Raw genomic sequence first — 25069 nt, 5'->3', positions numbered from 1 at the left:
TGTGCTGTCTCTTTGTCAGTGTTATTGGACTCAAAAATGATACAAAGTTGGTTGTTCAGATGTGGTTGCTTGCAACGGCTACCGTGCGTGCAGCGAACCTGATCGGCTATCACCGATTCTATGTTATGGCTCCAACATAACGATAGAAGCCTGAGGTGGCAAGCTGAATTTTTGTGAACTGCGGTGGCAGCAGTCCGCAAGCCATCACCGCGAATAGGATTGTATTAGCTACGACTCAACCACCAAATCAGAAATAACAGCGCAAAACCAAACAAATAGCTTAAACCGAGCCAGGACCACCACTGCATAGGTTTACTGATGCCGTGTATAGTGCCCCGATATTGTTGCATCAGACTGAAATTCAGCCAGGCAAACAGCGGCGTGGTCAGAAAGGCCAGACTCATGGCAAAAGTGAGCATCGGCCCCAGCGCTGATTTAAAAAACAGGATCACAGCAAAACCGGCGCTTGCCTGCGCCAGTAACCACAGACTATAACTGCGTTGGTTGCTCTGCCGTTGCCAACCGAGCAACTGCATAGACTGATCCAGGGTACGGGCATAACCATCCAGCACAGTAATAGTGGTACCAAACATACATAAAAATGCCACTCCGGCGACCAATAAGGTCGACCATTCGCCAATAGTCCGGGCATACATGCCAACAAATTGTTGGGTATAAGCCGCACCGGCCAGCTCCACCGGCTGATCGCTGCCATATTGCACCAGCGCGCCTAATGCCAGAAACACCAATGCCAGCGCCGTGGTACTCCAATAACCTAAATTTAAATCAAATAAACCATTGGCTTTGCTGACTTTGCCCTGCTGCTGTTTTTGCTGTAGCCACAAAGAATTAATCGCCGAAATTTCAATCGGGGCTGGCATCCAGCCCATCAGCGCCACCAAAAAGCCCAAGGATGCCAGCGTCCAGGGTGAAGGCGCAACATAGTCCGCCGGCGCTTGCGAACCTTGTTGCCAGGCAATAGCGGCAGCGATCAGCGTGGTGAGGGTCAGCAATACCATAATCCACTTCGACACCCTATCCAGCAACCGGTATTGTCCAGCCAACAGGATGGCTAAACACGACGCCAGCAACAGCAGACAAAGCACAGGTAATGACAAAGTCCAGGGCAAAAAATACTGTAGCAGCGCCGCCGTTAGCAGCAACACACCAGCGGTGTTCACCACTGCCGCTATCACATTCAGCAGCGTAAACAACCACAAATAACCACGACCTTTGCGCTGATAACCCTGTAACAGGCTTTCGCCATGGTTCAGGGTATATTCGACGCCAAAGCGGAAAAACGGATATTTCAGCACATTGACCAGCAGGATAAGCCAGGCCAGTTGCCAGCCGAATAAAGCACCGGCCTGAGTTGACGCCACTATGTGGGAGCCGCCAATGGCAGCAGTCGCCAGTAAGATGCCTGGTCCTAACGCCGCCAGTTTCGCTTGCAGATTTGTTCTTTGGCTTGATGCTGTCATCTTGTTGTTTTTATGTTGAAAGTTTGCATGCACACCACTCTAGCCGATCCCGGGCCTCAGCCGCCAGCAGCAGGCCGCTTTTTCTATCAGGGTAGCTGGTCAAGATCGGCCAATTCTGGCATGCTGCGCTTTTCTGCTGCGGAGTTCGCACCATGTCTGCCCCTGAATCCGATCAACTGGATCAAGCCCTGTTATTTGAAGTGATTGAAAATCAACTGGCGGATGGTTATCCGCTCAAAGTCAAAGCAACCTTGCTCAGGTTATGCATGACTGGCCACAGCAAAGAGGAAGCGATGGAGCTGATTGCCTGCGCACTGGCGCCGGAAATGCATGCGGTGGTGGAACAACAGCAACAATTTAATTTGGCCAGATATGAAGCCCAATTGGATTTATTGCCAGAAACGCCCTGGCTGGCGCAAGACTGAACCAGCCGGTTATCATCTTAAGTTTTTGTTCGGTTATGGATCTGTTGCCGTGAAACTATTGTTGTTAAGTTCAGTGCTGCTGCTGTTGTCTGGCTGTCAGAGCATGTCAAAACCTCAGACGGCGTCAGACAATCAGTTCAGCCGGTTGCAACAACAACTTCCGGCAGCCGCTGAGTTACCGCCTTATGCCGAACTTTATCAGAGTTATTTACAAAGCCCGGCAGTCCATCAAACCGGCGCAGCCTGGCAACAGCTGGAACAACAACTGGAACAGAGCCCTGACGCTTGTGCCAAATTGCCCTGGCAACAACAACTGGCCGATAATTTCTGGACTTTGAGCTTTTATCAGACAGCTTTATCTTGCTTAGAGTCTGCCTCATCAACAGAAAATCATCCTCGGCCTCCAGACTCTGCCGCATTTGTGCAGCAGTTGAAAGACTATCAGTCTTATCTGTTGCAAGGCATTTTAGCCAGCGGCAACGGCAAAGCTGCTTATTCCGCTTATCAAATTAACAGTTATCGGGACGCACATGCACTGGTGCGGCAGCTTGGTATGCAAACCATTGATTATTATGCTGAATTATCAGCCAGTGATAATGCTTTGTATTATGTGATCCAAGTGTATGACGGCACCGATGATCGTTTTAAAGCGCTGTACTTTCAGAACATGCCTTACCTGCATGCCATCGATCAGGTCGATTACCCTTTTATCGGCCTGATGGAAAACTGGAAAAAACAACTGTTTGCCGATCCGGACAATCCGATGCTGGTGCTGTTGCACGCAGTGGATGCCGAGCAACAACAGCAGTACGACACAGCGCTGCAGTTATATCAGCGGGCTATTGCTGCCGATTCATTACAAGCCAGGGTCGGCCTGGCCGAACTTTGTTACCAGACCAAACTGCCGCTGCCCGCGAAACAATGCTTACATGAGCTGACTGAAGCTGCTGATCGGGATTATTTACCGGCACTGCAACTGCTGAGCTTTTTGCACCACAGTGGCGAATTTGGCCCCCCTAAAGCACAGAAACTGACCGAGCTGCGCCAACTCATTAACGACAGAGCAGGCCCAGGTCAGGCTGAATTGCAATTATCACGCTACTTTTTTAATAAAAAATTCCGCCAGCAAAACCGCGCTCAGGGCGAGCGCTGGTTAAAAGCAGCTGCAGCAACCGGACAGCCAGAAGCCAGTGCGTTTTGGTTGTTGTATCAGCAAGAACAACAACAACTGGACAATGCCGCCACGACAGCCGCCTTACAACAATTGGCCGATCAAGGTAATTCGGTCGCCGCTTATTTGTATGTATCACAGCAGTTCCAGCAACAGACCAAGCTCAGCCAGCCACAACAACTGGAAAAATATTTATTGCAGTCCAGCCAGAACTGGCATCCGGAAGCCTTTTACTTGCTCGGGATGGCTTATCTGGAGGGTAATTTCAGCAGCGCTGAGCCAGGTAAAGCCGTGCAGTATTTACGTTTGTCTGCCAGCAGATTTTATCCAAGAGCCATGTTGCAACTGGGTAACTTGTATAAAGCCGGCGAAGGACTGCCGAAAAACCTGCAGTTGGCCCATCATTGGTACCTGTTATGCAGCAAACAAGGTCATCCCGCTTGCGCTTACCAGGCTGGCGTGATGTTTGATGATGGCGAAGGCGTCAGCCAGAACCATCAGAATGCTTACCGGTTTTTCCGTTATGCCGCCAGCAAAGACTATACCCCAGCGCAAAACCGGCTGGCCTTGTTATATCTGCTGGGTTTGGGCGTGGAAAAAAATAGTAATGAGGCGATCAAACTACTGCAAAAAGCGGCTGCCAATGGTAGCGTCACTGCCAATTATTACCTCGGCTTATTGTATTTTGAAGGCAAAGAAGTGCCACAAGATTACCCTAAAGCTAAACAGTATTTTCAACTGGCAGAGCAGCATCCAGCCGCCAAACCTTATCTGAAAAACTGGCAGCAACTAACAGCGCCGAAGCCACAGCCCTGATAGCAGGGCTGATGTCAAAAACCCAAAACCCACTGCAATTTATAACCATCTGTATTCAAATCGTGACTAAATGTAATGCTACTGGCATCGGAACACGCCCCTGACATAAGCTGATCAGCGTCTTATGTTCCGGAGTTTAATCCATGAAGTGTTCTGCAACTGTACTTGCCGCCGGTTTTGCCGGTCTGATGCTGACCAGCAGCCTACCGGCCGCGGCCACCGTGGTGTTGGTCAAAACCAACCTCGGCAATTTTGAAGTGAATTTATTTGATCAAACAACACCACTGACGGTGGCCAACTTTCTGACTTACGTCAATAACGGTAGTTATAACGATACCCTGTTTCACCGCAGCTTACCGGGTTTTGTGCTGCAGGGCGGCGGCTTTAAATACAGCGGCAATAATGCCACCCCATTCACTGCCACTGCGGTGTTGGCGCCGGTGAAAAACGAAGTACTCTATTCCAACCTGCGTGGCACTATCGCCATGGCCAAGCAGCAAGGCAAGCCAGATAGCGCGACGAATCAGTGGTTTATCAACTTAGCCGACAATAGTCAGAATCTGGACACGCAAAACAGTGGTTTTACCGTGTTTGGCCAGGTCACTGGCAATGGGATGGAAATTATTGATGCCATTGCAAAATTACCAACCAACCTGGCCACAGGTTTTGCTGAAGTGCCACTGCGTAATTACACTGCGGCCGACGTGCAAGCCAAAGTACCGGTTGCCAAAGCAAACCTGATCCAGATTGAAAGCATCAGTGTTATCAATAACGATCCAGCCAGTGCGGCGGCGTTAAAGCCGGTGCAAAACACCTTGATCCATCAAAAAAATAAAGGCGATAGCAGTTCAGGCGGCAGCCTTGGCTGGTTTAGCTTACTGGCTGTGGCGGCACTAGCCTCCTTCCGTCGCCGCTCAGCCCGCTAGTTCTGCGTCGGCGGCCGGTGACATTTGTAAACTCCTTGCCGTCACAGGCCGCTTTTTTCCCGTCAACCGGTTGGGGGCTTAAGCTTGCCGCCAGCGATTGACGGCTTCAACCAGTAAACCTGCGATTAAGCCCCAGAATGCCGAGGCTATACCAAAAAAACTGATACCAGAGGCAGTGACCAATAAGGTAAAAATTGCTGCGTCGCGATGACGCACATCCGCAGTGGCGGTCGCCAGATTGGCCGCAATAGTGCCAAGCAGTGCCAGACCTGCCACGGCTGCCACCAAGGCCGGCGGTAACGCAGCAAATAATGCCACCACAGAAGCACCAGCCAGCCCGGTGCCCAGATAAAATACGCCAGCCGCCATCGCGGCGGTATAACGTTTGGCCGGATCGGAATCGGCTTCCGGCCCACTGCAAATCGCGGCAGTAATAGCGGCCAGATTCAGCGAAAAATTACCAAAGGGCGCAGTCAGCATGGTCAGAGCGCCACTCCAGCTCAGCAACGGCGAGACCGGCACCTGATAACCACCCGCTTTGAGCACCGCCAGGCCCGGGATATTCTGCGATGTCATGGTGACAATAAATAACGGCACGCCAATCCCCAACATAGCTTGCCAGGACCAGTCCGGGCTGACCCAGACTAATTGCAACCATTGCCATTGCAGTTTGGATAAATCCAGCAGTTGCAGCCAGCCCGCTGCTAACATGCCGATCAGCAACACCAATGGAATGGCATAACGCGGCCACAGCCGCCGCACCATTAAGAAAGTGGCGATCATCAGCAATACCAGTGTCGGTGCCAACGCAATACTGCTGAACACTTTCAAGCCAAACTGCAATAAAATCCCTGCCAGCATGGCCGCCGCGATTGGCAGCGGAATACGGCTGGCTAATTTATCAAACCAACCACTGAGGCCAAGTGCTGTGGTCAGTGCTGCGCTGAAAATGAACACGCCGACCGCTTCCGCCAGACTGATGCCTTGCAAACTGGTGGCCAGCAAAGCCGCGCCGGGCGTCGACCAGGCGGTCAACACCGGCGCTTTGTAATACCAGGAAAACCCGATACAGGTCACCCCCATCATCAGACCAAGAATGGCGATCCAACTGCCAATTTCTGCCTGACTGGCACCTGCAGCGGCTGCTGCCTGAAACACAATCGCCACTGAACTGGCAAAACCAACCAGCACAGCGACAAAACCGGCCACGACAGCCGGCAGACTCCAATCTGTTCTCAAGACATGTCCTTGTTCAGAATTGTTTAGTCACGCAGAAATTTCGCCACATACCAGCAACTGGCCTGAATTTGCAGTTGCTGTTGTCTGGCCCAGGCCAGACCGGTGCGGACTAACTGCTCTGCCAAACCCTGACCCCGTAATTCCGGTGGCACAAAAGTATGGCTGAAATTCACCAAACCACGGTAATTGTGATCCATGGCAGCACTCAGCTGATAATCAAGCCGGGCCTGTGCCCCTTGTAACTCGACAATAAAACACTGCTCTGCCGGTCGATGTTCAATAGTGACTGCACTCATCTGCGCACTCCTGTTTTGGTTGTGCCGGTGCCGGTGTCGGTGCCCCAGCGCAAACCGACAACAGAATCATCACTTTACGCCTGATAAGGCGATCAATTAAAGTAGCAGCATCTGTTTGTCTGAGGTTTTGTGATGAAACTCCGTCCTTTTGCGTTGTTATGCAGTTTGTTGCTGGTGCCCCCCTTATCAGCAGCTGACACTGCAGCCAGCTATTACGAATCCGCCTTGCGTTACAGCCAGCAACAACAATGGCGCTCAGCCGAACTGGAACTACGCAACAGCCTGCAGCAAGATCCGGCGTATCTGCCCGCCCGTCTGTTATTGGGCAAAGTGATGCTGAAGGCGGGTCAATGGGCCAGCGCCGAAAAAGAACTGCAACTGGCACTGGATGGTGGCGCAGCGCCACTGCCGCTGATATTTGACTTGATGCGGGCGTTACTGGCGCAGCAAAAACACGACGAAGTCAGCCATCTGCTGGAAAAATATCAGCACTATCAAAAAGACGCCGGCTATGCGCTGATCCAGGCCAATTTATACAAACAGTTGTATCAATATCCGCAAGCGTTGCAAGCTTATCAGCAAGCGCTGGCGCAACCAACTCAGGCTGAACTGGCTGCTGAAAGCTGGTTTGGGCTGGCTGATCTGCAATTTAAGCAGTCGGACCTTGCGGCTGCTGCTGCGAGTCTGGATCAGATCAACCGCGACTCCGACTGGTTCAGACCAGGACAATATCTGCGGGCGCAGATATTGCAATTGCAGCAAAAAACCGATGTGGCCATGCAACTGTACGATCAATTGTTGCAGCAAAAACCGCAGGATGCCGCCGCCTTATTAGGCAAAGCCCAACTGCTGATGCAAAAAAATCAGCCTGCGGCCGCGCTCAAGCTGATCATTCAATTTCGGCAGGCTTATCCGGAAAACCCGTACGGACAACTGATCCATGCCAGTATTCTTGGTCAGCAAGGTGAAACCAAAGAACAACAACGTTTATTACAACAAGTGCGGCAGCAATTGTCCGGCCTGACCACAGAGCAGCGGCAACAGGAAGATGTATTATTGCTAACGGCAGTGTTGGATTTTAGCAATGAGCAATACGAAACCACCATCAGCAAGCTGAAACAATATCAGAAGTTGTATCCGGCCAATGCCAGAGTCAGTCAGTTACTGGCACAGAGTTATTTGCAACTGCGGATTTATGATGCAGCACAAAGCCAGATCCAAACGGCGATGCAACTGAATCCGCAAGATTATTCCCTGGTGCTGATCGCGGCCACTATTTATCAGGCCCAGCAAAAAAATGCCGAAGAGCTGGCCTTGTTGCAGCAAGCTTTTGGGCGTTTCCCGGCAGAGCCGCAGATCCGCCAGTCTTATATTGTGGCCTTGATTAAAAATGACCAATCGGCCACAGCGCAGCAATTGTTGCAGGATCCTGCCACCAACCAGCCGCAGCTGGCCGATCTGGTGATGCTGGGTTATTTGCAATTGGAGGCTGGCGCCTTTGAGGCAGCCTTTGCCACGGCCGGTCAGCTGCTGAAGCTGGATCAATCCAAAGTAGAAATTTTCCAGCTCGCGGCCGATGTTTCAGCCAAGCTGGGACAACCTGCACAAGCAAAAGCTTTTTATCAGCAAGTGTTGGTACTGGATGCCAGCCATAAACCGGCCTTGTTATCCTTAGCCAGTCTGGCCCTACAACAACAGCAGTGGTCGGAAGCGGCTGGTTATTATCAGACCTTATTGCAACATTACCCGGCCGATGGCTTGATTTTGCAACTAGTTGCCGATAGCGCCATTCAACAGGGCAAAATAAGCGAAGCCATCAGTTGGTTAGAACAGTTGCCGGATGACAGCGCCAATGTGCCAGCGCTGCAGGCGTTGTTTGAACTTTATCTGCTTGAAAATCAAATTGATAAAGCGGCGACTTTATTAGCAGGTCTGAGCGAAAAAATCGCTTTGACGCCATTTTTATATCAGTCGCTGGCGAAACTGGCTTTGGCACAGCAGCAACCTGACGTGGTCAGCCACAATACCGAAATTCTGTATGGGCTTTGGTATGATGATGCCGCACAATTGCAACTGGTGACAGATTTACAACTGCGCAATCAGGACAAAACCGGCGCGCTGACCAGTATCCAACGCCTGATTGAGCTGGATGCCGATCCACTGGATCTGAGTTTATTGCAGGCGCGACTGGCGCTGTTACAGGGCAATCCGGACCGAACCCTGCAGTTGGTTGCCAAACTGCGCCAGGCAGGCAACAACAATGCGGTATTAGATGAGCTGACTGCCCATAGTTATCTGGCCCAGCAACATTATGCGGCAGCCGCCAAAGTGCTGCAGCAGCTTTATCAAAGCAATCCCGGTTATGGTTATTTTCAGTTATTGCGCCAGTGTTACCAGCAGTTGCAAGACCGAACAGCACTGACCAGGTTATTGCAGAAGTACCTGCAACAGCAACCCGACGATCTGGCGGCAGTGATTGAACTGGCAAGCCTATACCAGCAACAACAGCAGCAACAGGCTGCCATTGAGTTGTATGAAAAGCACCCGGCACTGCAGCAACAGCCGGTGCTCCTGAACAATCTGGCCAATTTATATCTCAGTCAGGACCCCGCCAAGGCATTGCACTATGCGCAAGCGGCTTATCAGTTGTTACCAGGTCAGCCTGATATTACCGACACTTATGGTTATGCGCTGGTCAAAGCCGGTCAACCGGAACAAGGACTCGGCATCCTCCGTGATGCTGAAATCCGCCAACCGGATGCAGTCGCCTTGCAGTTGCATCTGGCCGAGACGCTGATGTTGCTACAGCGCAGTGCTGAGGCCAAACAAATTTTAGCGACCTTAAGCACTAAACAGCTGAGCCTTGCAGAACAACAAACTTTGCAACAGCTGCAACAACAAGTGGACAAAAACTAGTGCCCTGCTCTTTTCAACAGCTTCCAGCCCGCTCCTGCTGGCTGGAAGCTATTACATCGCTCAAAAAGCCGACGGCTGGCCATTCAAAACTAAATTAGAATAATTTCATGTTATTGAAATGCATCGCAAAAAATACGAACAATCGACCTTAGCTACTGTTTCAATAAAAATTCACCAAGACAACGTTGTCATTACAAGTTGATCTCGGGTATCATTGCGCATATTTTAATCACCCCTGCAGGCGGGCCGCATGAAAAAATTTTGGATAGTGACCTTAGTGCTGAGCTCTGTCATCGCAGCCTCAGCGCAGGCTGCGACCATTGACCTTGGTCAGGCAACCAGTTACAACGCTTTTATTAAAGAAAACTTTACTGCCAATACTTCGGACACCCGGGGCAGCCTGGCGGTGGGGGGTAATTTGATCATTGCGCCTGGTAATGGTGGCTCTGGCGGTTACAGTATCGGTTATGGTGCCACTGGCACAGGTCCTTCACTGGTGGTGGGTGGCGATATTGTCAAAACCGGTGATGGCTGGCTAAACGTGCATAAAAATGGCAACAACGTCGGTGACGCTGTCTACGCTGGCAAGCTGAATGTGGCAAATACTCAATGGGGTGGCAAACCATTCAGCGCCAATGCAACCAAAGTCAGTGCAGCCAATTTACCGGTCGATTTTAATGCAGCCTTTGCCCATCTAACTGCGTTATCGGCACAGCTGGCCAGCCAAACCACGGCTGCCACCACCAGCAAAACAGAAATTTTAACTTTCACGCCAGCCAAAGCGACAGCTGATAACGTGTATGTCTTTAACCTGACTCAGGAAGATTTTAACCGTTATCAGGGCTTTAACGTGCAGGGCGTGAACAAAGATGCCTTGATTGTGTTTAATATCAGCAATCCAAATAAAGTCGCCAGCAACTATAACAACAATGCTGCTGATGCTGCCTTTTGTAAAAAGGGCGAAGCCAACTGTGTGGTGTTTTCACAAAAAAGTGTCTATATCAATGGCGTGAATGCTGCCAGCGGCACCACAGGAAGCGCCAATCCATCGGCCCCGCTGGCCAGTCAAATTCTGTACAACTTTAAAGATGTCGCGCGGTTGAAGATTTCTTCTGATGTCTATGGCACTATCCTGTCACCAAAAGCGGCGATTGAAACCAATCAAGGCGTGGTTTGGGGCCAGGTGATTGCTAAATCCTGGAAGGGGAATGCCGAAATTGATCCGGCACCGTTGAAACCTCCAGTGGGCACCAATCCACCTGTGGTGAGCGAACCGCCACTGTGGGCAGCTTTATTGCTGTTAGTGGCCGGCTTACTGCTCAGCCGCCGCCGCAGTCAGCCGCTGCCAGCAGGCTGGAGCCCAATCGCGGCTTAAACCATCCCAGACACTGACAGCATGCTGTCAGTGTCTGTCCTGTTGTCAGCCTTTTCCCTCGTGATACCAACCTCAGCGCCATGCCAAAGCAGAAAAAACTGCAGGCAAAAAGCGATTTTCTTGCTAATCTAGCGCCAACCACAGTTTCGCAGATTGCGTGATGGAGCATCCGGCATGACCCGTATTGGCACCCCTGCCAGCCCCACCAGTACCAAAGTGTTATTATTAGGTTCTGGTGAATTAGGCAAAGAATTATGTATTGAATTAAAACGTTACGGCTGTGAAGTCATTGCAGTGGATCGTTACGCCAACGCACCGGCGATGCAAGTGGCTGATCGACACTATGTGATATCAATGCTCAATGGCGCGGCTTTACGCCAATTGGTGATCAAAGAAAAACCAGCTTTGATCGTGCCGGAAATTGAAGCCATTGCGACTGCGACGCTGCTGGAACTGGAACAAGAAGGTTTTACCGTGATCCCAAGTGCCAGAGCGGCTCATCTGACGATGAACCGGGAAGGCATCCGGCGGTTAGCGGCAGAAGAACTTGGCCTGGCAACTTCCCCTTTCTGTTTTGCCGATGACCACCAGAGTTATCTGGCTGCAGTTCGTCAAATTGGTTTTCCTTGTGTGGTCAAACCCATCATGTCCTCTTCCGGCAAAGGCCAGTCTGTGCTGCGGACTGATGCCGATTTAGCTGCCGCCTGGGCTTATGCCCAAGAAGGCGGCCGGGCTGGCAAAGGCCGGGTGATCGTAGAGGGTTTTGTCGATTTTGATTATGAAATCACCTTGCTGACAGTCTGCTCTGTATCAGGGACACAGTTTTGCGCTCCCGTCGGCCATCGGCAGGAAAAAGGCGATTATCGTGAATCCTGGCAACCGCAAGCGATGTCAGAGACAGCGCTGGCCACTGCCCAGGACTATGCCCGTCGGATCACCACAGCTTTACAAGGTTATGGCGTGTTTGGCGTCGAGCTCTTTGTGAAAGGTGACGAGGTCTGGTTCAGTGAAGTGTCGCCACGGCCACATGATACCGGCATGGTGACTCTGATGTCACAAAACCTGTCCGAGTTTGCCTTACATGCCCGCGCTATTCTGGGCTTACCAATTCCTGCCATTAAACAACTGGGCCCAACGGCATCAGCGGTATTGTTGGTAAAAGGACAATCGCAGCAGATGAGTTTTAGCGGCTTACATCAGGCATTGCAGGAGCCGGATACTGAACTGCGGTTATTTGGCAAACCTGAAGTGCAAGGTGAGCGTCGACTGGGCATCGCACTGGCACAAGATCAAAACATCCAGGCCGCAATCGACAAGGCACTGCGGGTCATCGCTCAAATTGACGTGGCACTGTGAAACCTTTTTTTCAACTGCAGCAAAAATTACCGTTAAGTTTTGCTGCTTTTGTGCCGCTTTCCTATACTGTGACAGCAAGATCCGGCTGGTAGTATCGGCCGAACCCCTGATATGCCAGGTGCAGGATGATACTCAGCAGTGCAAGGAGGCAGCATGATTTTATTAATCGGCGGAGAAAAAGGCGGTACCGGCAAAAGTTGTCTGGCTCAGCACCTCGCCGTGTACTTTTCAACGCTGGACAATACCAATGTCATTCTGGTTGACTGTGATCCACAGCACAGCACATCGGATTGGGTACAGCTGCGCCATCTGCAACCAGCGTTGTCCTGGATTAATGCTGTGCAGATGTATGGCAAAATCCGCTACGAATTAAAAAGTCTGCAGCATCATTATGATTATGTCATTGTCGACTGCGGGGCGCATGATGCCGTGGCATTGCGCTCGGCCATGGCGGTGGCGACCCATGTGTTGTTGCCGTTGCAGCCTAAAGTCCGGGATTTGGCAACTATCCCGCATTTATCCGATCTGATCCAGAATTGCGTGCAAATTAATCCACAGATGCAGGTCGCTTGTGTGCTCAATCAGTGCCCTGTTCCAGGAACTGCGCAAGCAGATGAGCGGGTACTGCAAGCCAGAACCAGGCTGCAGGCCGCCAATCTGACGGTGTTGCAGACCCAGATTGGTCAACACGAAGAATTCGATAGCAGTGCACTGAAGGGTTTTTCCGTGCTGGACACCCAACCAAATGGCCCCGCCGCCCGCGACATCATCGCCGTTGCGCAGGAGCTGCTGCAATGCGGACTGAATCAGTTGTCCAGCGGTTCATTGTCAGCAACAGGCGCTATTTCAGGCTGAGTTGCGCGCTGCGGGCAGCGATCAACTGACATAACCGGCCAATACTTTCACCATAAAATAACGGATGAAACTGGCCTTGCAGGCAGTATTGCTGCTCAAATGCCAGCACCTGCGCCACACTCTGACTCAGCTGTTGCAACGCCTGTTGTTGCCCCAACCCCAAAGGTGCACCAAATTGCTGCAATTCTGCTTGCAGTAAGACTAAACTTTGTTCACCTTTGATTTGACTTGCCGTTTGTGTTTTTGCACTAAACCAGCCAAACAGTTGTTGTTTGTAGGCCAGCAACGGCGGGCGGTCGGAAAAGGTCGCCAACAGCAATATCAACAGGATCAATCCCAGCACTTTTTTCATTTTTCACCTTATTCTGCTCACGGCTGATACGCAAGGCTGTAGTGAAACTGTCACTTTCATCGACAATAGCCTCGCAAAAATGACAACAATGTTTACACTACATTTTGGTAAACTTAGTCGATTCATATGGTTATAATAGTCATACAAATGGTATGGTTTATGCCTCAGTTCACTGGTCCACAGTAACCTGTTGTCAACTGACGAGGCAACATCATGGTACATCAGGCTTTACTGCTATAATAGGCACTGCCAGTGTTGCAGTGCTGGGCGTCCGGCAGTCGTAATTTCAGAGGTATGTATACAGTGCAACAACCACCAAAACAACAACCAATCCCGATTAAAGTTGACATGCACAATCCGAAACAAGCGGCAACCTATCCGGTGCGCGATCGGATTTATGTCAGGGCCGTCAAAGGTTTACATCAGCGGTTGCGTCGCAATATGGGGTTTGTGTTTATGGGGCTTTTTATGTTGTTGCCCTGGCTGCAATTTGATGGCCATCAGGCCATCCTGCTGGATATTGGTGAGCAAAAATTTAATATTTTTGGGATGACGCTGTGGCCGCAGGATTTTACTATTATGGCCTGGATCCTGGTGATTTCGGCTTACGCCCTGTTTTTTGTCACCACTTTTTATGGCCGGGTCTGGTGTGGTTATCTCTGCCCACAAACCGTCTGGACCTTTATTTTTATCTGGTTTGAAGAAAAAATTCAGGGCAACCGCAATCAGCGGATGAAACTGGATAAAGATGCCTGGACCCTTAGCAAAGTTTGGAAAAAAAGCCTGACGCATCTGTCCTGGTTGTTGTTTTCGCTGTTAACTTCATTGATTTTTGTCGGTTATTTCACTCCGGTCGACCAGCTGTTTATTGATTTCTTCAGCGGCCAGGCCAGTTTTTGGTCCTGGGTGTTTATTCTGCTGTTTATGTTCTGTACCTATGGCAACGCTGGCTGGATGCGCGAAATTATGTGTACCCACATTTGCCCTTATGCCCGTTTCCAATCAGCAATGTTTGATAAAGACACTTTTACTGTCACTTATGATGCAGCCCGCGGTGAAGGCCGTGGCCCGCGCTCACGTAAGGATACCGATTACAAAGCCAAAGGTTTAGGCGATTGTATTGACTGTAATTTATGTGTGCATGTTTGCCCAACCGGCATCGATATCCGCAACGGTCTGCAATATGAATGTATTAACTGTGGCGCTTGTATCGACGCCTGTGACGATACCATGGATAAAATGGGTTATGCCAAAGGCCTGATTAGTTACACCACAGAACATAGCCTGCAAGGGAAACCGACCAAAGTCGCGCGGCCGAAATTGCTCGGCTATCTGGCAGTATTGCTGGTTGTTACCGCAGCCTTCGGCTGGACTTTATACAGTCGGGTTCCGGCCGAAATGGATGTGGTCAGAGATCGCGGCAGTTTATTCCGTGAAACCGATGAGGGTCTGATCGAGAATACCTATACCATCAAAATCATTAATAAATCACAGCAAGATCAGACTTTTATGCTGAAATTTACAGGTTTACCGCAAGCCAGCTGGATTGGCGAGCAGGAAGTCACCATTAAAGGCGGCGATACTGCCGGGGTGCCGATCAGCCTGTCGATGGATCCGGCCGACAGCACCAAACCTGTGATGGATATTGAATTTCAGGTGATTAACAAAGCCAACCCTGAGATTGAACTGACGCAAGGCAGTAAGTTTTTTGCCGGCCGTTAACTAACCTGAACCCGGGTTCATTCCATCCCGCCACGGATGGTCACAGCCTGTGACCATCCGCCGGACGCAGACCGCTGGTTTGGCAACAAGCTAGCAGGTACACTGACGTTTTCTCAGCCGAGCCACCTTGCATGACCGCAGCTTTTGATTTTACTGACCTGACGCCGGATTTGATCCTTGACGCCTGCCAGCATTATGGTTTTTACGCCGAATCTGGCCTATTGGCACTCAATAGTTATGAAAACCGGGTTTATCAGTTTAAAGCCGATGATCAACAGCGTTATGTGGTCAAAATTTACCGGCCACAGCGCTGGAGTACCGCGCAAATTCAGGAAGAACATCAGTTTGCTTTTGAACTGGCTGCAGCTGAAATTCCGGTGGTGGCACCACTGCGCCGCGATGGTCAGTCCGTATTGCCTTATCAGGGTTATCAGTTTGCTATTTTCCCTAGCCGCGGTGGCCGGGCGCTGGAACCTGACAATGATGATCAACTGGCACAATTGGGCAGTTTCCTCGGTCAGTTGCATCTGGTTGGCGGCAAACAAGCTTTTACCCACAGACCCACCTTATCCATCCAGCATTTTTTAACCGACAGCACGGAATTTTTACTGCATCAAGCCGGTCTGATGCCAGCGATCCAACTGCAATTAGCCCCGCTGCTGACTGAGCTGAGCACGCTCTGCCAACAGCTGTATCAGCCGGCCAGTCTGCTCCGCTGCCATGGTGACTGTCATCTGGGCAATCTGTTTTATGACCGGCAAGCGTTTTTTGTCGATTTGGACGATTGCCGGCAAGCGCCCGCCATCCAGGATCTGTGGATGCTGCTGGGAGGTGAACAGGCGGAGCAACGACTGCGGTTGGAACTGTTGCTGGATGAATATCAGCAATTCGCTGATTTTGACAACGGTCAGTTGGCACTGATTGAACCACTGCGGGCGATGCGGATGGTGCATTATATGGCTTGGCTGGCGCGGCGCTGGACAGATCCGGCTTTTCCACTGCATTTTCCGTGGTTTAACAGTGACAGCTACTGGCAACAACAGGTAGCCAGTCTGCGTGACCAGTTGCTCAGGTTACAACAGCCAGTATTACGGTTGTATCCTTATGATTATTAACCAGGGACTGTACAGCTGATTTTCGGCTGGTGTAAGCTGTGCAGCATCTTCGCCGACCTGCAGTCCGCTGCAGCTCAACCCATGATTTGAATTGATAACTGGAAAACACTGATGAAAAAATTGCTGTTATGGTTTGTTGCCGCTTGCATGATCCCTGGTTTACAGGCCGCTACCACCTATGAAGAAGGTGAACACTATCAGGTGATTGCTGAAGTAGGCACCAGTAAACCTGAAGTCAAAGAATTCTTTTCTTATTACTGCCCGGCCTGTAACGCATTGGACCCGGTGGTACAAAGTGTGGTGAAGACGCTGCCGGAAGGCACCAGCTTTAAAAAATATCATGTCGATTTTATGGGCGCTGCCACGCCGGAAATTCAAACTGGACTGACGCTGGCGATGGCGGTCGCCAAAACTCAGAATAAGGCTACTGAGCTGAACAACGCCTTTTTTAAACATATTCATGTCGATCGCAAGACTTTTGCCAACGCCGATGATATTCGCAGCCTGGCGCTGAGTCAGGGCATTGATGCGGCGGTTTATGACAAAAATATCAAGAATATTGTGGTGCAATCTCAGGTAAAACTGATCCAGAAAGAACAAAATGAATTATCTAAAGCCCGTATCCTGACTTCTGTGCCGACTTTTATCGTCAATGGCCGCTACAAAATTGATATCAGCAAACTGGACAGAGCCAATCAGGAACAAGATTTAAAAGCACTGGTTCATTATTTACTGCAGAAGAAATAACCGTGATAGCCCAGGGAGCAACTATGTTTTTACGCACTTTATGTACCGCAGTACTGGCGCTTGGTTTAGTCGCCTGTGATGCCAAAGCCGACAAGTTTGTCGAAGGCACCCACTATCAAGTGGTCGCCACTGAAAAAACCAGCAAACCGCAAGTGCAGGAGTTTTTTTCGTTTTTCTGCGGTCACTGTTTCCATTTTGAACCTATGGCGCAACAGCTGGCAAAAAGCTTACCGGCCGGTGTCAGTCTGGAAAAAGTCCATGTCGATTTTTTACCCGCTGCCAGCCCTGAAATACAACAAGCCTTAGGCAGAGCTTATCTGGTGGGCAAAGAACTGGATCAGGGCGATAAAGTTGCCGGGCTGATTTTTAATTATATCCACCGCCAGGGCGCCAAATTCAGCAATGATGCGGATATTCGCAACCTGCTTGTGGTGAATGATATTGACGGTGCGCAGTTTGATGCCAAATTTAACAGCCTGCCATTGCTGACTGCGGTGCAGAATATGAAAACCCAGCAAACCAAGTGGTCGGAAAATGGCGTGTTACGAGGAGTGCCAACGGTACTGGTCAATGGCAAGTACAAAGTGAATCTCGACAAACTGGATCCCGAGCATTTTGCAGCGGATTTACAACAATTGGTGCAACAACTGTTAGCTAAGTAACCTCATGGCCGCGGCTTGAACTAAAGTCGCGGCAGCTCCTCACTGGCGCTTTCAGCAGCCAGAAAACATCGCCCCTTTGTTTGTTATAACCAAACCGCTGATTTTTTTATTTTCGGTTATAAAGTAATTAATTTGTAAAATACATCATCATCCTGTTGACCCAACCTGGCTATCTGGTTATATTTCGGCCAAAGCTGACGGGCGAGTTAAGGCACTCAGCACTGTGCATCGGCACGAGGAAATACCAAAAGGTATTTTATTTTTTGCTAATAATGACAGCGCTGTCAGCTGGCCGGTAGCAAGGTAGACGCTGCATATGAGGTTGCTGTGAAACAGAATGGATTTTCACTGATTGAATTGCTGGTGGTGGTCGCAGTATTAGGGATCATCGCCACTATCGCCTACCCACCTTATCTGAGTCATCTGCAAGCCGGTTACCGGCTGGATGCACAGCGCATCTTACTGGAGCAGAGCCATTTATTAGAACGCAGCTACAGTCGGCAAGGCGAATATCCGGCGAATTTCAACATCAACAGCAGCAGTCATTATGATTTCAGCTATCAAAGGGTCGAAGCACAAACTGACGCCTATCTGCTGACCGCAGCCCCCAAAACCACCGGCTTTCCCTGTGGCAGTCTGACCCTGAATCAGCAAGGTATGAAAACCGCAGAAGGAGGTGACAGATGCTGGGCCGATTAACAACGTCAGCAGGCTTTACCTTACTTGAATTATTACTGAGCCTGGCGATAGCAGCGCTGCTGACGACATTGGCGATCCCCAGCTATCAAAGTTTTATCCAGCAGGAAAAACATGCCCGTACCGTCAATCAGTTGCAGTCGTTATATAAATTCTCCCGCAGTGAGGCCATCAAACGCGAAGCCACAGTGTGGCTCAAACTGGTGCCGGAGCAGGATAACCATTGGCAAGTGATTGTTCCTGGTAACAATGACCAGGTGATTCGCCATTTCGCGCTGAATGACAGCGCCATCAAGGTCAGTGGCCTGGCGGATATTCAGTTGAGCAGTAACGGCAATACCAGTGCTCAGGCGATAGAAATTAAAGATCCAAAACAATATGCCGCCACCAAATGGTTGTGCATCTTCCCCAGTGGCCAGCTCATTGTGCAAAGCCAGCAATGCCAAGATGCCGGAGTTTAACCATGCTGCACCCTCAGCGCTTGCATGGTTTTAGTCTGATCGAAGTGCTGGTCGCTATTTTGCTGGTGGCAATTGGCTTACTGGGACTGGCTGCAGCCCAGGTCAAAACGCTGCAATATGCCAGCAGCAGTTTGCAGCAGACAGTCGCCAGCCTTCAGGCACAAAATGTGATTGAACGGCTGTGGCCAGAGTTATGCCGGTTGCAACAAGGCAGCCAGCCATTTGATGAGGATTTTATCGCCGGCCTCAAGCCTGACGCTGAATTGGATCCGGTCGGCTACTCGGCCACTGTGCCCGCCTACGATTTTTCGACCTCGCCGCTGACTGCGGCAGCAGCGCAACCTCTGCTGTCTGTCACCATTCGTTGGACAGACCGGCGTCAACGCGACCAATCCAGTGAACGGCTGGATATCGCAGCCGGTTTTCCCTGGCTACGCAATGGCAATCCGGCAGGTTGTTTATGAGCCAAAGAACCGCGCTGGTCACAGGCTTTACCCTGGTTGAGCTTTTGATCAGTCTGGTGCTGACCATGTTATTAGTCAGTGGCGTTGGCGGTGCGTTACTGGCCATTAAACAAACAGTGCAGCACACACATGACTTTGAAAATGCTCAGGAAGTGTTACGCAGTAGCCGCGATATGCTGGGTCAGAGCCTGAAACGGGCAGCCGCAGTGACTATTATCCAGCCTGAGAATATCAGCACTCTGCATGTCACACAGGACAACAACAACGCCGCGCAGACTGATTGCCTTGGCAATAGCCAAACCACAGCTTTTACCGAACAATTCAGGCTCAAGGATACGGCTTTGCAATGTCGGGTCATTATAGCGGGAGTGAACGGGCCCTGGACCGCGCTCATCACTGGCTTTCATGCGCTGGATTTCAGTCTGCAGGCCAATAATCGGCTGGTCAGATTCCGTTTGTCGCCAAAAAATTTGCCAGGCAAATACCCAACCGCAGATCTGAATGCCGATCAGTCAGCCGAGCCCTATATCCGGCTTGATATCGCATTAAAATCAATCATCTTAACCGAGGCAACCTGATGCAAGTCCGCCAGAAAGGAATGTCGTTATTGCTGGTACTGCTGTTGACCTTGATGGCGAGTTTACTGGTGTTCAGCGCGCTGAATAATGCGATATCGCAAGAGCGGATGAGTGGCAACTTCCAGAAAAAACTCAATGCCGAATTGCTGGCCGACCAAGCAGTATTTGAAAGTTACCATCAGTTAAATCGTTTTGTGCGGGAGCCGGCAAACGCCACTAAAACCGATGCCGAACTGGCAGCTGCGGCCGCTGTGGCGGTACAAAATCTGAGCGGTGGTCGCAGCTTCAGTACCACAGCAGCCACTCTGACCGCAACCGGTCTGACGGTCGACGCTGCCGGTAATAGGTATCATGATAGTCTGGCTAGCCGCCGGGTCTTGTTCCGCAAAGTCGCAGAGAGCGGCAGTCAGCAACGACCATTTGGTCATGCGGTCACTGGCTGTGAAGGGGTGAACTTATCCGCCAGTGGCGGTATCAGCAGTTATGATTCGTCCAATCCAGCGGCCACCGGCACCAATGTGGTGGTGCAGACGGTCAACAGCAACGGTCATATCGAATTGTCCGGTGCCGCACCTATTCAGGGCGACGTGCTCTCCAGAGGCAATATCAGCCTGGCAGGCTCTGCCGTCGTCACGGGCCGGGTGCATGCCAATGGCGATATCTGGCTGAACAATGCCAGCGCCACCATTAAAAAAGAAGTCTGGGCCCGGGGCAATATTCATATCAACAGCACAGTCAAACTACTGGCCGAACTGAAAACCAATCAGGCGTTGACGATTACCGCGCCGACTAAACTTGCCGGTGGCATCAAAGTCAAAGGCCATACCACAGTGTCCAATTATGGCCAGATTAACCCGCTGGGTCAGCCGGTTGAATACGGCACTATCGCCAGTCCAGTGCAAATTCAGGGCAATCTGCTGCTCAGTGCCGACTATATCAAAGCGGTGTTTGACGATCTGGCAGCAGTGCAATATAGCGGCACTGCCAATCCGGCGGGAATAGGCCAAAAAGTGGCATTAGGCAATAACCAATTTCCGGAAGTGCCTTTGTTAGCCATTGATAATAACGATCGCAGCAGCGCCGACTTTAATCCAATTTGTGATGCGCTGGATATTGCGCCTCAAGTGCAAAAGATGGACAAACCCGCCACCTTCACTGCACTCAATTTAACCGAGCCTGATACTGTGTATCAACTCAACAACACTCAGGGACAATTTCTGCAACCTGACAGGCCCACCGGTCAGCACAGTCCGGCCAACACAAAGTTTCTGGGACAGAGTATCCGCAGTTACTTTTTCACTGAGCTCAACCTGACCAATAGTGAATTGCAAATCAGCGGCGATATCACTATTTATATCCGTGACAGGATGCAACTGGGGGCAAACGCGAAACTGCGCATTCTGGATAACAGCACGCTGACCCTCATCAGCAGTGGTAAAATTATCTTTGCCGCCGATGCCAAACTGCTGAATCAACAGGGTGGCAAACCCGAAGGTTTGGTCAATCAGAAACCGGTGTTTGCCATTTATTCTGCCTTTGCCGGCTTGGCTGGTGAAGGCAATACTGCCGATAAAGACAAAGCCGGTATTGATATCAGTGGCGCAGCCGATGGCATTTATGCCGCGATTTACGCACCACTGACCGATATTAAAATTGCCGGTATTGGCCGGCAAAATTACTTTGCCGGTGCCGCTTTAGGCCGGAAAGTCAGCCTCGGCGGCGATGGTTTGATCCGCTATGACCAAGCGCTTGGTCGCATCGGTGGCGGCGGCGTGGTCAAACCCCTGCAACCACCCCGTATTGCCTTTAATGGCTGGTAGCTGGCGCTGCTACAGTCCATTCTAACTCTGGCATCACATCGGGGATTTCTGCCAAAAACGTCCTGACAATGCGGTTGTGCTGATCGACCAACACCAGCCTTGGAATGCCACTGTTGCTGAATTGCTGATACAACTGCCGGTCCGGATCGGCCACTAACGGAAAACTAACTTGATAGTCGGCGGCAAATTTGCTCAGGCTGGCGACATTTTCTTCCCGGCCTATCCCAACGATTTGTAAATCCTGCTGTTGTACCAGTGCTGAGGCCTGAATTTGCCGGATAGCCCGTTGTGAATCACTACACCAGGTGGCAAAGAAGATCAGTAGTTTTCGTTGCTCTGGTTGATCCAGCCGAATGGTTTGGCCGTGAATATCAGTCAGACGTTGCAGTGGTTGCAAGGCTCCTGGCGCTAATAACGCCAATGAAACCGGCCGTCCAGTTTTGTCCGCCGCCACACTGCTGCAACCTTGGATAGTGAGCAGAAAAATTGCAAAAATCGGTAATATTTTCATCGAAATGTCCTTTGAGGCGAACTGTGGTGCCACAACATCACTGCAACAACCACAGACTTATTCCATCGCTGCGCAATCTAAGGTATAACGACTTGATGAAAATACCAAAACAAATCCAGCCACTGGTCGAAGAAGGCCTGGTTGATGAAGTTCTACGTCCGCTGATGAGCGGCAAAGAAGCTGCAGTGTTTGTCGTTCGCTGCGGTGATGAGATCCGCTGCGCCAAAGTTTATAAAGATGCGGCGCAGCGCAGCTTTAAGCAAGCGGTGCAATATCAGGAAGGCCGCAAGGTACGCAGCTCGCGTCGCGCCAGAGCCATGGAAAAAGGCTCCCGTTACGGCCGGGAACAGCAGGAAGAAAGCTGGCAGCATGCCGAAGTCAGTGCCTTGTTCAAACTGGCCGATGCCGGTGTCAGGGTGCCGGTTGCTTACGGCTGCTACGATGGGGTGTTGCTGATGGAGCTGGTCACTGACGCCGATGGCGACGTCGCGCCCCGTCTGAACGATGTGATGATGTCGGCAGAGCAAGCGGTCGAGGATCACGCCATGGTGATGCGTTACATCATGCGGATGTTAGGTGTTGGCCTGGTGCATGGCGATTTATCCGAGTTTAATGTGCTGGTCGATGCTTATGGTCCGGTGATCATCGATTTACCGCAAGCGGTCGACGCCGCCGCGAATAATAACGCCAGTTGGATGTTAGCCCGTGATGTCAATAATATGACTCAGTACTACGGTCAGTTCGCGCCTGAACTGTTACAGACCCAATATGCCAAGGAAATCTGGGCGTTATACCAAGCCGGTAATTTTGATCCGGAAGCTGAATTGACTGGCGAATTTACCGAACCCGCCGCCGCCGCCGATGTTGATGCCGTACTCGAAGAAATCAAAGCTGCTTTTGCCGAAATGCAAGCCAGGCAACAGCGCCAGCAAGCAGCCGATGACGAGGATTAACCGGCCGCAACTGTGAGGTTGCCAGCCAGCAGCACGGTCAAACGGTCAAACGGTCAAACGGTCAAACGGTCAAACGGTCAAACGGTCAAACGGTCAAGGAGCAAAGGATGAAACTGGAGCCGACACAAAGTCTAGTGTTACTGATTGATATCCAGACGAAGCTGGCACCTGCCATAGCCCAGAGTACAGAGCTGGTGGCGGCTGCAGAATGGGTGTTACAGGTGGCTACCGAGTTGCAAATCCCTTGTCTGGCCACAGAGCAGTACCCCCAAGGGCTGGGCCTGACGTTACCGCAGTTAAGGCGTTATTTCCAGCCAGAGCAGATCCTGGAAAAAATTCATTTTAGCGCCCTGCAAGAACCACTGTTTTGCCAACAGTTGCAACAACATGGTCGTCGTCAATTGGTGATACTCGGCACCGAGAGTCATGTTTGTGTGCTACAAACCGCGCTGGACGCCATCGCAGCCGGTTATCAGGTGTTTCTGGTGGAAGATGCCATCGGCTCGCGCACTGCCGCCAATAAACAGCTGGCGCTGCAACGTTTATTGCAGGCAGGTTGCAGTCTGATCAGTCGTGAAATGCTGGTGTTTGAATGGTTGCAGCAAGCTGGCACGCCCGAATTCCGCCGCCTGCTGCAAGGCTGGATCCGTTAAGGCCGCCAGCCACCAGTCACGAGAGTAGCGTTAAGCACCGACCACAGGCAAAGGGGTCGCGCTTTGCCAGAGTCCGCGGGTAAAATCGGGGAAATCTCTGCTATTACCGCGATCCGCCACCGACGCGACTGATAACGGCACCACAGCCGACCAGGCCGCGCCATCATACACATCCTGATCCAGCGGTTGCGCATTGCGCAGGCAATAAATCAGCCGCCAGCACATCAGAAAGTCCATGCCGCCATGGCCACCATTTCGCTCGGCATCGGCCCCCATCCGCTGCCACAACGGATGGTCATAACGCTGATACCAGGGTTCCATATCAGTCATCCATTCGTGATAGTTGCCGTTACCGCCCTGCTCCAGCGCGATCCGGTTTGGAAAACCGGCAAACACCCCATTGGTGCCCTGGATCAAATTGTGCCTGCTGTAAGGCCGCGGTGTGGTAGTGTCATGCTGCAACATGATAGTCCGGCCCTGCACAGTTTTAATGATACTGGTGTTAATATCGCCACAGATATAGTTCAGTTGGTTGCGCTGGTGATCAGCCGGGAATTCACGTTTGGCATAAGCCGCCCGACCCAGCGCCGGTGAACTGATGGCACTGAGATAATCAAATCTGTCACCACGATTGATATTCATATATTGCGCAATAGGCCCAAGGCCATGCGTCGGATATAAGTTACCATTCAGTTTGGCATGATAGCCGGTGCGCCAGGAGCCGGTTTTGCGGTCAATTTCTTTCATCTGCCAGCGCAATTCATGGATATAAGCGGCTTCCCCATGCAACAGCTCACCAAACAAGCCTTGCCGGACCATATTTAACACCATCAGTTCATCACGGCCGTAACAGACATTTTCTAACATCATGCAGTTTCGTTGCATGCGCTCGGCGGTATCAACTAAATCCCATAAGTCTTCCAGCGTCAGAGCCATCGGTACTTCAACAAAAGCATGTTTACCGGCCAGTAACGTCGCTTTGGCCATCGGATGATGCCATTGCCATGGCGTAGAAATCACCACAATGTCGACATCAGGCCTTTGCACCAATTCCAGATAAGATTCGGCATGGGCATGGTACCAGGCAGGCTCAGGTTTACCCGCCTGCTGCAGCATAGTTTTGGCTCTGGCAATCACTTGCGGATCAGTATCACAAATAGCGGTGATCACAGCGCCTTCAATGTTAGAAAAGTGATTGATATAACCAACACCACGCTCACCGACACCAATTAAACCGACTCGAACCTGTGCCATCGCCGGCACCACCAGGCCAAGAACCGATTGACCAGCCGATTTGGCACGGGGCGTCGGGCTGCTCTGACAACCAGCAGTACCAGCGGCCAGTACGCCGATGGCGGCTGTACCCAGTGAGACTTTCATAAAACTTCTGCGATTAAATTCTGTCATGCGGATCTCCTTCTGCGCTTTACCTGCTCAAAATCAGGCTGACGCAGCAACAGTCCCAGCCTTGATTTATAT

24 protein-coding genes are annotated in these 25069 nt (G+C 51.0%); 18 read left to right on the top strand and 6 right to left on the bottom strand.

Annotation, left to right across the window (positions count from 1 at the left end):
* Nucleotides 1-224: 224 nt before the first annotated feature.
* Nucleotides 225-1481 carry an NRAMP family divalent metal transporter gene (locus tag AC53GJ_RS00435; RefSeq protein WP_496730576.1) on the bottom strand — a complete coding sequence of 419 codons (1257 nt, stop codon included), beginning with the start codon at nt 1479-1481 and terminating at the stop codon, nt 225-227.
* A gap of 152 nt (nt 1482-1633) precedes the next feature.
* Here AC53GJ_RS00435 and AC53GJ_RS00430 point away from each other — a divergent pair, with 152 nt between their 5' ends.
* From AC53GJ_RS00430 to AC53GJ_RS00420, 3 genes are all read left to right on the top strand, one after another.
* The gene (locus AC53GJ_RS00430; protein WP_496730575.1) at nt 1634-1906 is read left to right on the top strand and encodes a hypothetical protein; all 273 of its coding nucleotides are present in this window, start codon (nt 1634-1636) and stop codon (nt 1904-1906) included.
* Between the two features lie 49 nt (nt 1907-1955).
* Nucleotides 1956-3893 (top strand): tetratricopeptide repeat protein, encoded by a 1938-nt coding sequence (locus AC53GJ_RS00425; RefSeq protein WP_496730574.1) that lies wholly within the window; start codon nt 1956-1958, stop codon nt 3891-3893.
* A 143-nt stretch (nt 3894-4036) separates the two neighbouring features.
* Nucleotides 4037-4819 carry a peptidylprolyl isomerase gene (locus AC53GJ_RS00420; RefSeq protein ID WP_496730573.1) on the top strand — a complete coding sequence of 261 codons (783 nt, stop codon included), beginning with the start codon at nt 4037-4039 and terminating at the stop codon, nt 4817-4819.
* Between the two features lie 78 nt (nt 4820-4897).
* On the opposite strand, the gene AC53GJ_RS00415 is transcribed toward AC53GJ_RS00420, so the two are convergent.
* Nucleotides 4898-6058, bottom strand: a complete 1161-nt coding sequence (locus AC53GJ_RS00415) for a benzoate/H(+) symporter BenE family transporter (RefSeq protein WP_496730572.1) — start codon at nt 6056-6058, stop codon at nt 4898-4900.
* Between the two features lie 23 nt (nt 6059-6081).
* On the bottom strand, nt 6082-6354 hold the full coding sequence (locus tag AC53GJ_RS00410) for a GNAT family N-acetyltransferase (protein WP_496730571.1): 273 nt from the start codon (nt 6352-6354) through the stop codon (nt 6082-6084).
* A 132-nt stretch (nt 6355-6486) separates the two neighbouring features.
* Between AC53GJ_RS00410 and prsT the strand changes: the two genes are divergently transcribed.
* From prsT to AC53GJ_RS00390, 4 genes are all read left to right on the top strand, one after another.
* Nucleotides 6487-9270 (top strand): XrtA/PEP-CTERM system TPR-repeat protein PrsT, encoded by a 2784-nt coding sequence (prsT, locus tag AC53GJ_RS00405; protein ID WP_496730570.1) that lies wholly within the window; start codon nt 6487-6489, stop codon nt 9268-9270.
* A 250-nt stretch (nt 9271-9520) separates the two neighbouring features.
* Entirely contained in the window at nt 9521-10645 is a 1125-nt protein-coding gene (locus tag AC53GJ_RS00400) for a collagen-binding domain-containing protein (RefSeq protein ID WP_496730569.1), read from the top strand.
* Between the two features lie 174 nt (nt 10646-10819).
* Nucleotides 10820-12001 carry a formate-dependent phosphoribosylglycinamide formyltransferase gene (gene purT / locus AC53GJ_RS00395; protein WP_496730568.1) on the top strand — a complete coding sequence of 394 codons (1182 nt, stop codon included), beginning with the start codon at nt 10820-10822 and terminating at the stop codon, nt 11999-12001.
* A gap of 153 nt (nt 12002-12154) precedes the next feature.
* The gene (locus tag AC53GJ_RS00390) at nt 12155-12856 is read left to right on the top strand and encodes an AAA family ATPase (protein WP_496730567.1); all 702 of its coding nucleotides are present in this window, start codon (nt 12155-12157) and stop codon (nt 12854-12856) included.
* Here the strand turns inward: AC53GJ_RS00390 and AC53GJ_RS00385 are convergent.
* Nucleotides 12843-13208, bottom strand: a complete 366-nt coding sequence (locus AC53GJ_RS00385; RefSeq protein ID WP_496730565.1) for a hypothetical protein — start codon at nt 13206-13208, stop codon at nt 12843-12845. The two genes, AC53GJ_RS00390 and AC53GJ_RS00385, sit on opposite strands and share 14 nt — an antisense overlap.
* Nucleotides 13209-13511: 303 nt before the next feature.
* Between AC53GJ_RS00385 and ccoG the strand changes: the two genes are divergently transcribed.
* The 9 genes from ccoG (at nt 13512) to AC53GJ_RS00340 (ending at nt 21473) form a co-directional block, all read left to right on the top strand.
* Complete coding sequence (gene ccoG, locus AC53GJ_RS00380) at nt 13512-14930, top strand: cytochrome c oxidase accessory protein CcoG (protein ID WP_496730564.1); 1419 nt, start codon at nt 13512-13514, stop codon at nt 14928-14930.
* A 131-nt stretch (nt 14931-15061) separates the two neighbouring features.
* Nucleotides 15062-16045 carry a serine/threonine protein kinase gene (locus AC53GJ_RS00375; RefSeq protein WP_496730563.1) on the top strand — a complete coding sequence of 328 codons (984 nt, stop codon included), beginning with the start codon at nt 15062-15064 and terminating at the stop codon, nt 16043-16045.
* 111 nt (nt 16046-16156) lie between these two features.
* A complete protein-coding gene (locus tag AC53GJ_RS00370; RefSeq protein ID WP_496730562.1) occupies nt 16157-16792 on the top strand; it encodes a thiol:disulfide interchange protein DsbA/DsbL in 636 nt (211 codons plus the stop codon).
* Between the two features lie 23 nt (nt 16793-16815).
* A complete protein-coding gene (locus AC53GJ_RS00365) occupies nt 16816-17454 on the top strand; it encodes a thiol:disulfide interchange protein DsbA/DsbL (protein ID WP_496730561.1) in 639 nt (212 codons plus the stop codon).
* A gap of 327 nt (nt 17455-17781) precedes the next feature.
* Nucleotides 17782-18153: a type IV pilin protein gene (locus AC53GJ_RS00360; protein WP_496730560.1), complete on the top strand. Its 372-nt coding sequence runs from the start codon at nt 17782-17784 to the stop codon at nt 18151-18153.
* A complete protein-coding gene (locus AC53GJ_RS00355) occupies nt 18138-18611 on the top strand; it encodes a GspH/FimT family pseudopilin (RefSeq protein ID WP_496730559.1) in 474 nt (157 codons plus the stop codon). The genes AC53GJ_RS00360 and AC53GJ_RS00355 overlap by 16 nt, the downstream gene beginning before the upstream one ends.
* 2 nt (nt 18612-18613) lie before the next feature.
* Nucleotides 18614-19075 (top strand): type IV pilus modification protein PilV, encoded by a 462-nt coding sequence (gene pilV / locus AC53GJ_RS00350; RefSeq protein WP_496730558.1) that lies wholly within the window; start codon nt 18614-18616, stop codon nt 19073-19075.
* A complete protein-coding gene (locus tag AC53GJ_RS00345) occupies nt 19072-19653 on the top strand; it encodes a PilW family protein (protein WP_496730557.1) in 582 nt (193 codons plus the stop codon). The genes pilV and AC53GJ_RS00345 overlap by 4 nt, the downstream gene beginning before the upstream one ends.
* The gene (locus AC53GJ_RS00340) at nt 19653-21473 is read left to right on the top strand and encodes a DUF7305 domain-containing protein (protein WP_496730556.1); all 1821 of its coding nucleotides are present in this window, start codon (nt 19653-19655) and stop codon (nt 21471-21473) included. The genes AC53GJ_RS00345 and AC53GJ_RS00340 overlap by 1 nt, the downstream gene beginning before the upstream one ends.
* Here the strand turns inward: AC53GJ_RS00340 and AC53GJ_RS00335 are convergent.
* Entirely contained in the window at nt 21460-21984 is a 525-nt protein-coding gene (locus AC53GJ_RS00335; RefSeq protein WP_496730554.1) for a TlpA family protein disulfide reductase, read from the bottom strand. The genes AC53GJ_RS00340 and AC53GJ_RS00335 overlap by 14 nt on opposite strands.
* Nucleotides 21985-22079: 95 nt before the next feature.
* On the opposite strand from AC53GJ_RS00335, the gene AC53GJ_RS00330 reads away from it, so the two are divergent.
* Both AC53GJ_RS00330 and AC53GJ_RS00325 read left to right on the top strand, forming a co-directional pair.
* Nucleotides 22080-22937 carry a PA4780 family RIO1-like protein kinase gene (locus AC53GJ_RS00330; protein ID WP_496730553.1) on the top strand — a complete coding sequence of 286 codons (858 nt, stop codon included), beginning with the start codon at nt 22080-22082 and terminating at the stop codon, nt 22935-22937.
* 107 nt (nt 22938-23044) lie between these two features.
* Entirely contained in the window at nt 23045-23590 is a 546-nt protein-coding gene (locus AC53GJ_RS00325) for a hydrolase (protein WP_496730552.1), read from the top strand.
* A 30-nt stretch (nt 23591-23620) separates the two neighbouring features.
* Here the strand turns inward: AC53GJ_RS00325 and AC53GJ_RS00320 are convergent, their stop codons facing one another.
* Nucleotides 23621-24997 carry a Gfo/Idh/MocA family protein gene (locus AC53GJ_RS00320; protein WP_496730551.1) on the bottom strand — a complete coding sequence of 459 codons (1377 nt, stop codon included), beginning with the start codon at nt 24995-24997 and terminating at the stop codon, nt 23621-23623.
* Nucleotides 24998-25069: the final 72 nt, after the last annotated feature.

It is taken from the genome of Rheinheimera sp. B2H12 (genome assembly GCF_059620065.1).
Note: the sequence above shows the minus strand (reverse complement) of the source record. Positions and strands in the feature narration are given on the sequence as shown.

Excerpts from the sequence above, each read along its gene's own strand:
- AC53GJ_RS00435 (WP_496730576.1), bottom strand. The coding sequence starts at position 1,481 with ATGACAGCATCAAGCCAAAGAACAAATCTGCAAGCGAAACTGGCGGCG.
- AC53GJ_RS00430 (WP_496730575.1), top strand. The coding sequence starts at position 1,634 with ATGTCTGCCCCTGAATCCGATCAACTGGATCAAGCCCTGTTATTTGAA.
- AC53GJ_RS00420 (WP_496730573.1), top strand. The coding sequence starts at position 4,037 with ATGAAGTGTTCTGCAACTGTACTTGCCGCCGGTTTTGCCGGTCTGATG.
- AC53GJ_RS00410 (WP_496730571.1), bottom strand. The coding sequence starts at position 6,354 with ATGAGTGCAGTCACTATTGAACATCGACCGGCAGAGCAGTGTTTTATT.
- prsT (WP_496730570.1), top strand. The coding sequence starts at position 6,487 with ATGAAACTCCGTCCTTTTGCGTTGTTATGCAGTTTGTTGCTGGTGCCC.
- AC53GJ_RS00400 (WP_496730569.1), top strand. The coding sequence starts at position 9,521 with ATGAAAAAATTTTGGATAGTGACCTTAGTGCTGAGCTCTGTCATCGCA.
- purT (WP_496730568.1), top strand. The coding sequence starts at position 10,820 with ATGACCCGTATTGGCACCCCTGCCAGCCCCACCAGTACCAAAGTGTTA.
- AC53GJ_RS00390 (WP_496730567.1), top strand. The coding sequence starts at position 12,155 with ATGATTTTATTAATCGGCGGAGAAAAAGGCGGTACCGGCAAAAGTTGT.
- AC53GJ_RS00385 (WP_496730565.1), bottom strand. The coding sequence starts at position 13,208 with ATGAAAAAAGTGCTGGGATTGATCCTGTTGATATTGCTGTTGGCGACC.
- AC53GJ_RS00375 (WP_496730563.1), top strand. The coding sequence starts at position 15,062 with ATGACCGCAGCTTTTGATTTTACTGACCTGACGCCGGATTTGATCCTT.
- AC53GJ_RS00370 (WP_496730562.1), top strand. The coding sequence starts at position 16,157 with ATGAAAAAATTGCTGTTATGGTTTGTTGCCGCTTGCATGATCCCTGGT.
- AC53GJ_RS00365 (WP_496730561.1), top strand. The coding sequence starts at position 16,816 with ATGTTTTTACGCACTTTATGTACCGCAGTACTGGCGCTTGGTTTAGTC.
- AC53GJ_RS00355 (WP_496730559.1), top strand. The coding sequence starts at position 18,138 with ATGCTGGGCCGATTAACAACGTCAGCAGGCTTTACCTTACTTGAATTA.
- pilV (WP_496730558.1), top strand. The coding sequence starts at position 18,614 with ATGCTGCACCCTCAGCGCTTGCATGGTTTTAGTCTGATCGAAGTGCTG.
- AC53GJ_RS00345 (WP_496730557.1), top strand. The coding sequence starts at position 19,072 with ATGAGCCAAAGAACCGCGCTGGTCACAGGCTTTACCCTGGTTGAGCTT.
- AC53GJ_RS00340 (WP_496730556.1), top strand. The coding sequence starts at position 19,653 with ATGCAAGTCCGCCAGAAAGGAATGTCGTTATTGCTGGTACTGCTGTTG.
- AC53GJ_RS00335 (WP_496730554.1), bottom strand. The coding sequence starts at position 21,984 with ATGAAAATATTACCGATTTTTGCAATTTTTCTGCTCACTATCCAAGGT.
- AC53GJ_RS00330 (WP_496730553.1), top strand. The coding sequence starts at position 22,080 with ATGAAAATACCAAAACAAATCCAGCCACTGGTCGAAGAAGGCCTGGTT.
- AC53GJ_RS00325 (WP_496730552.1), top strand. The coding sequence starts at position 23,045 with ATGAAACTGGAGCCGACACAAAGTCTAGTGTTACTGATTGATATCCAG.
- AC53GJ_RS00320 (WP_496730551.1), bottom strand. The coding sequence starts at position 24,997 with ATGACAGAATTTAATCGCAGAAGTTTTATGAAAGTCTCACTGGGTACA.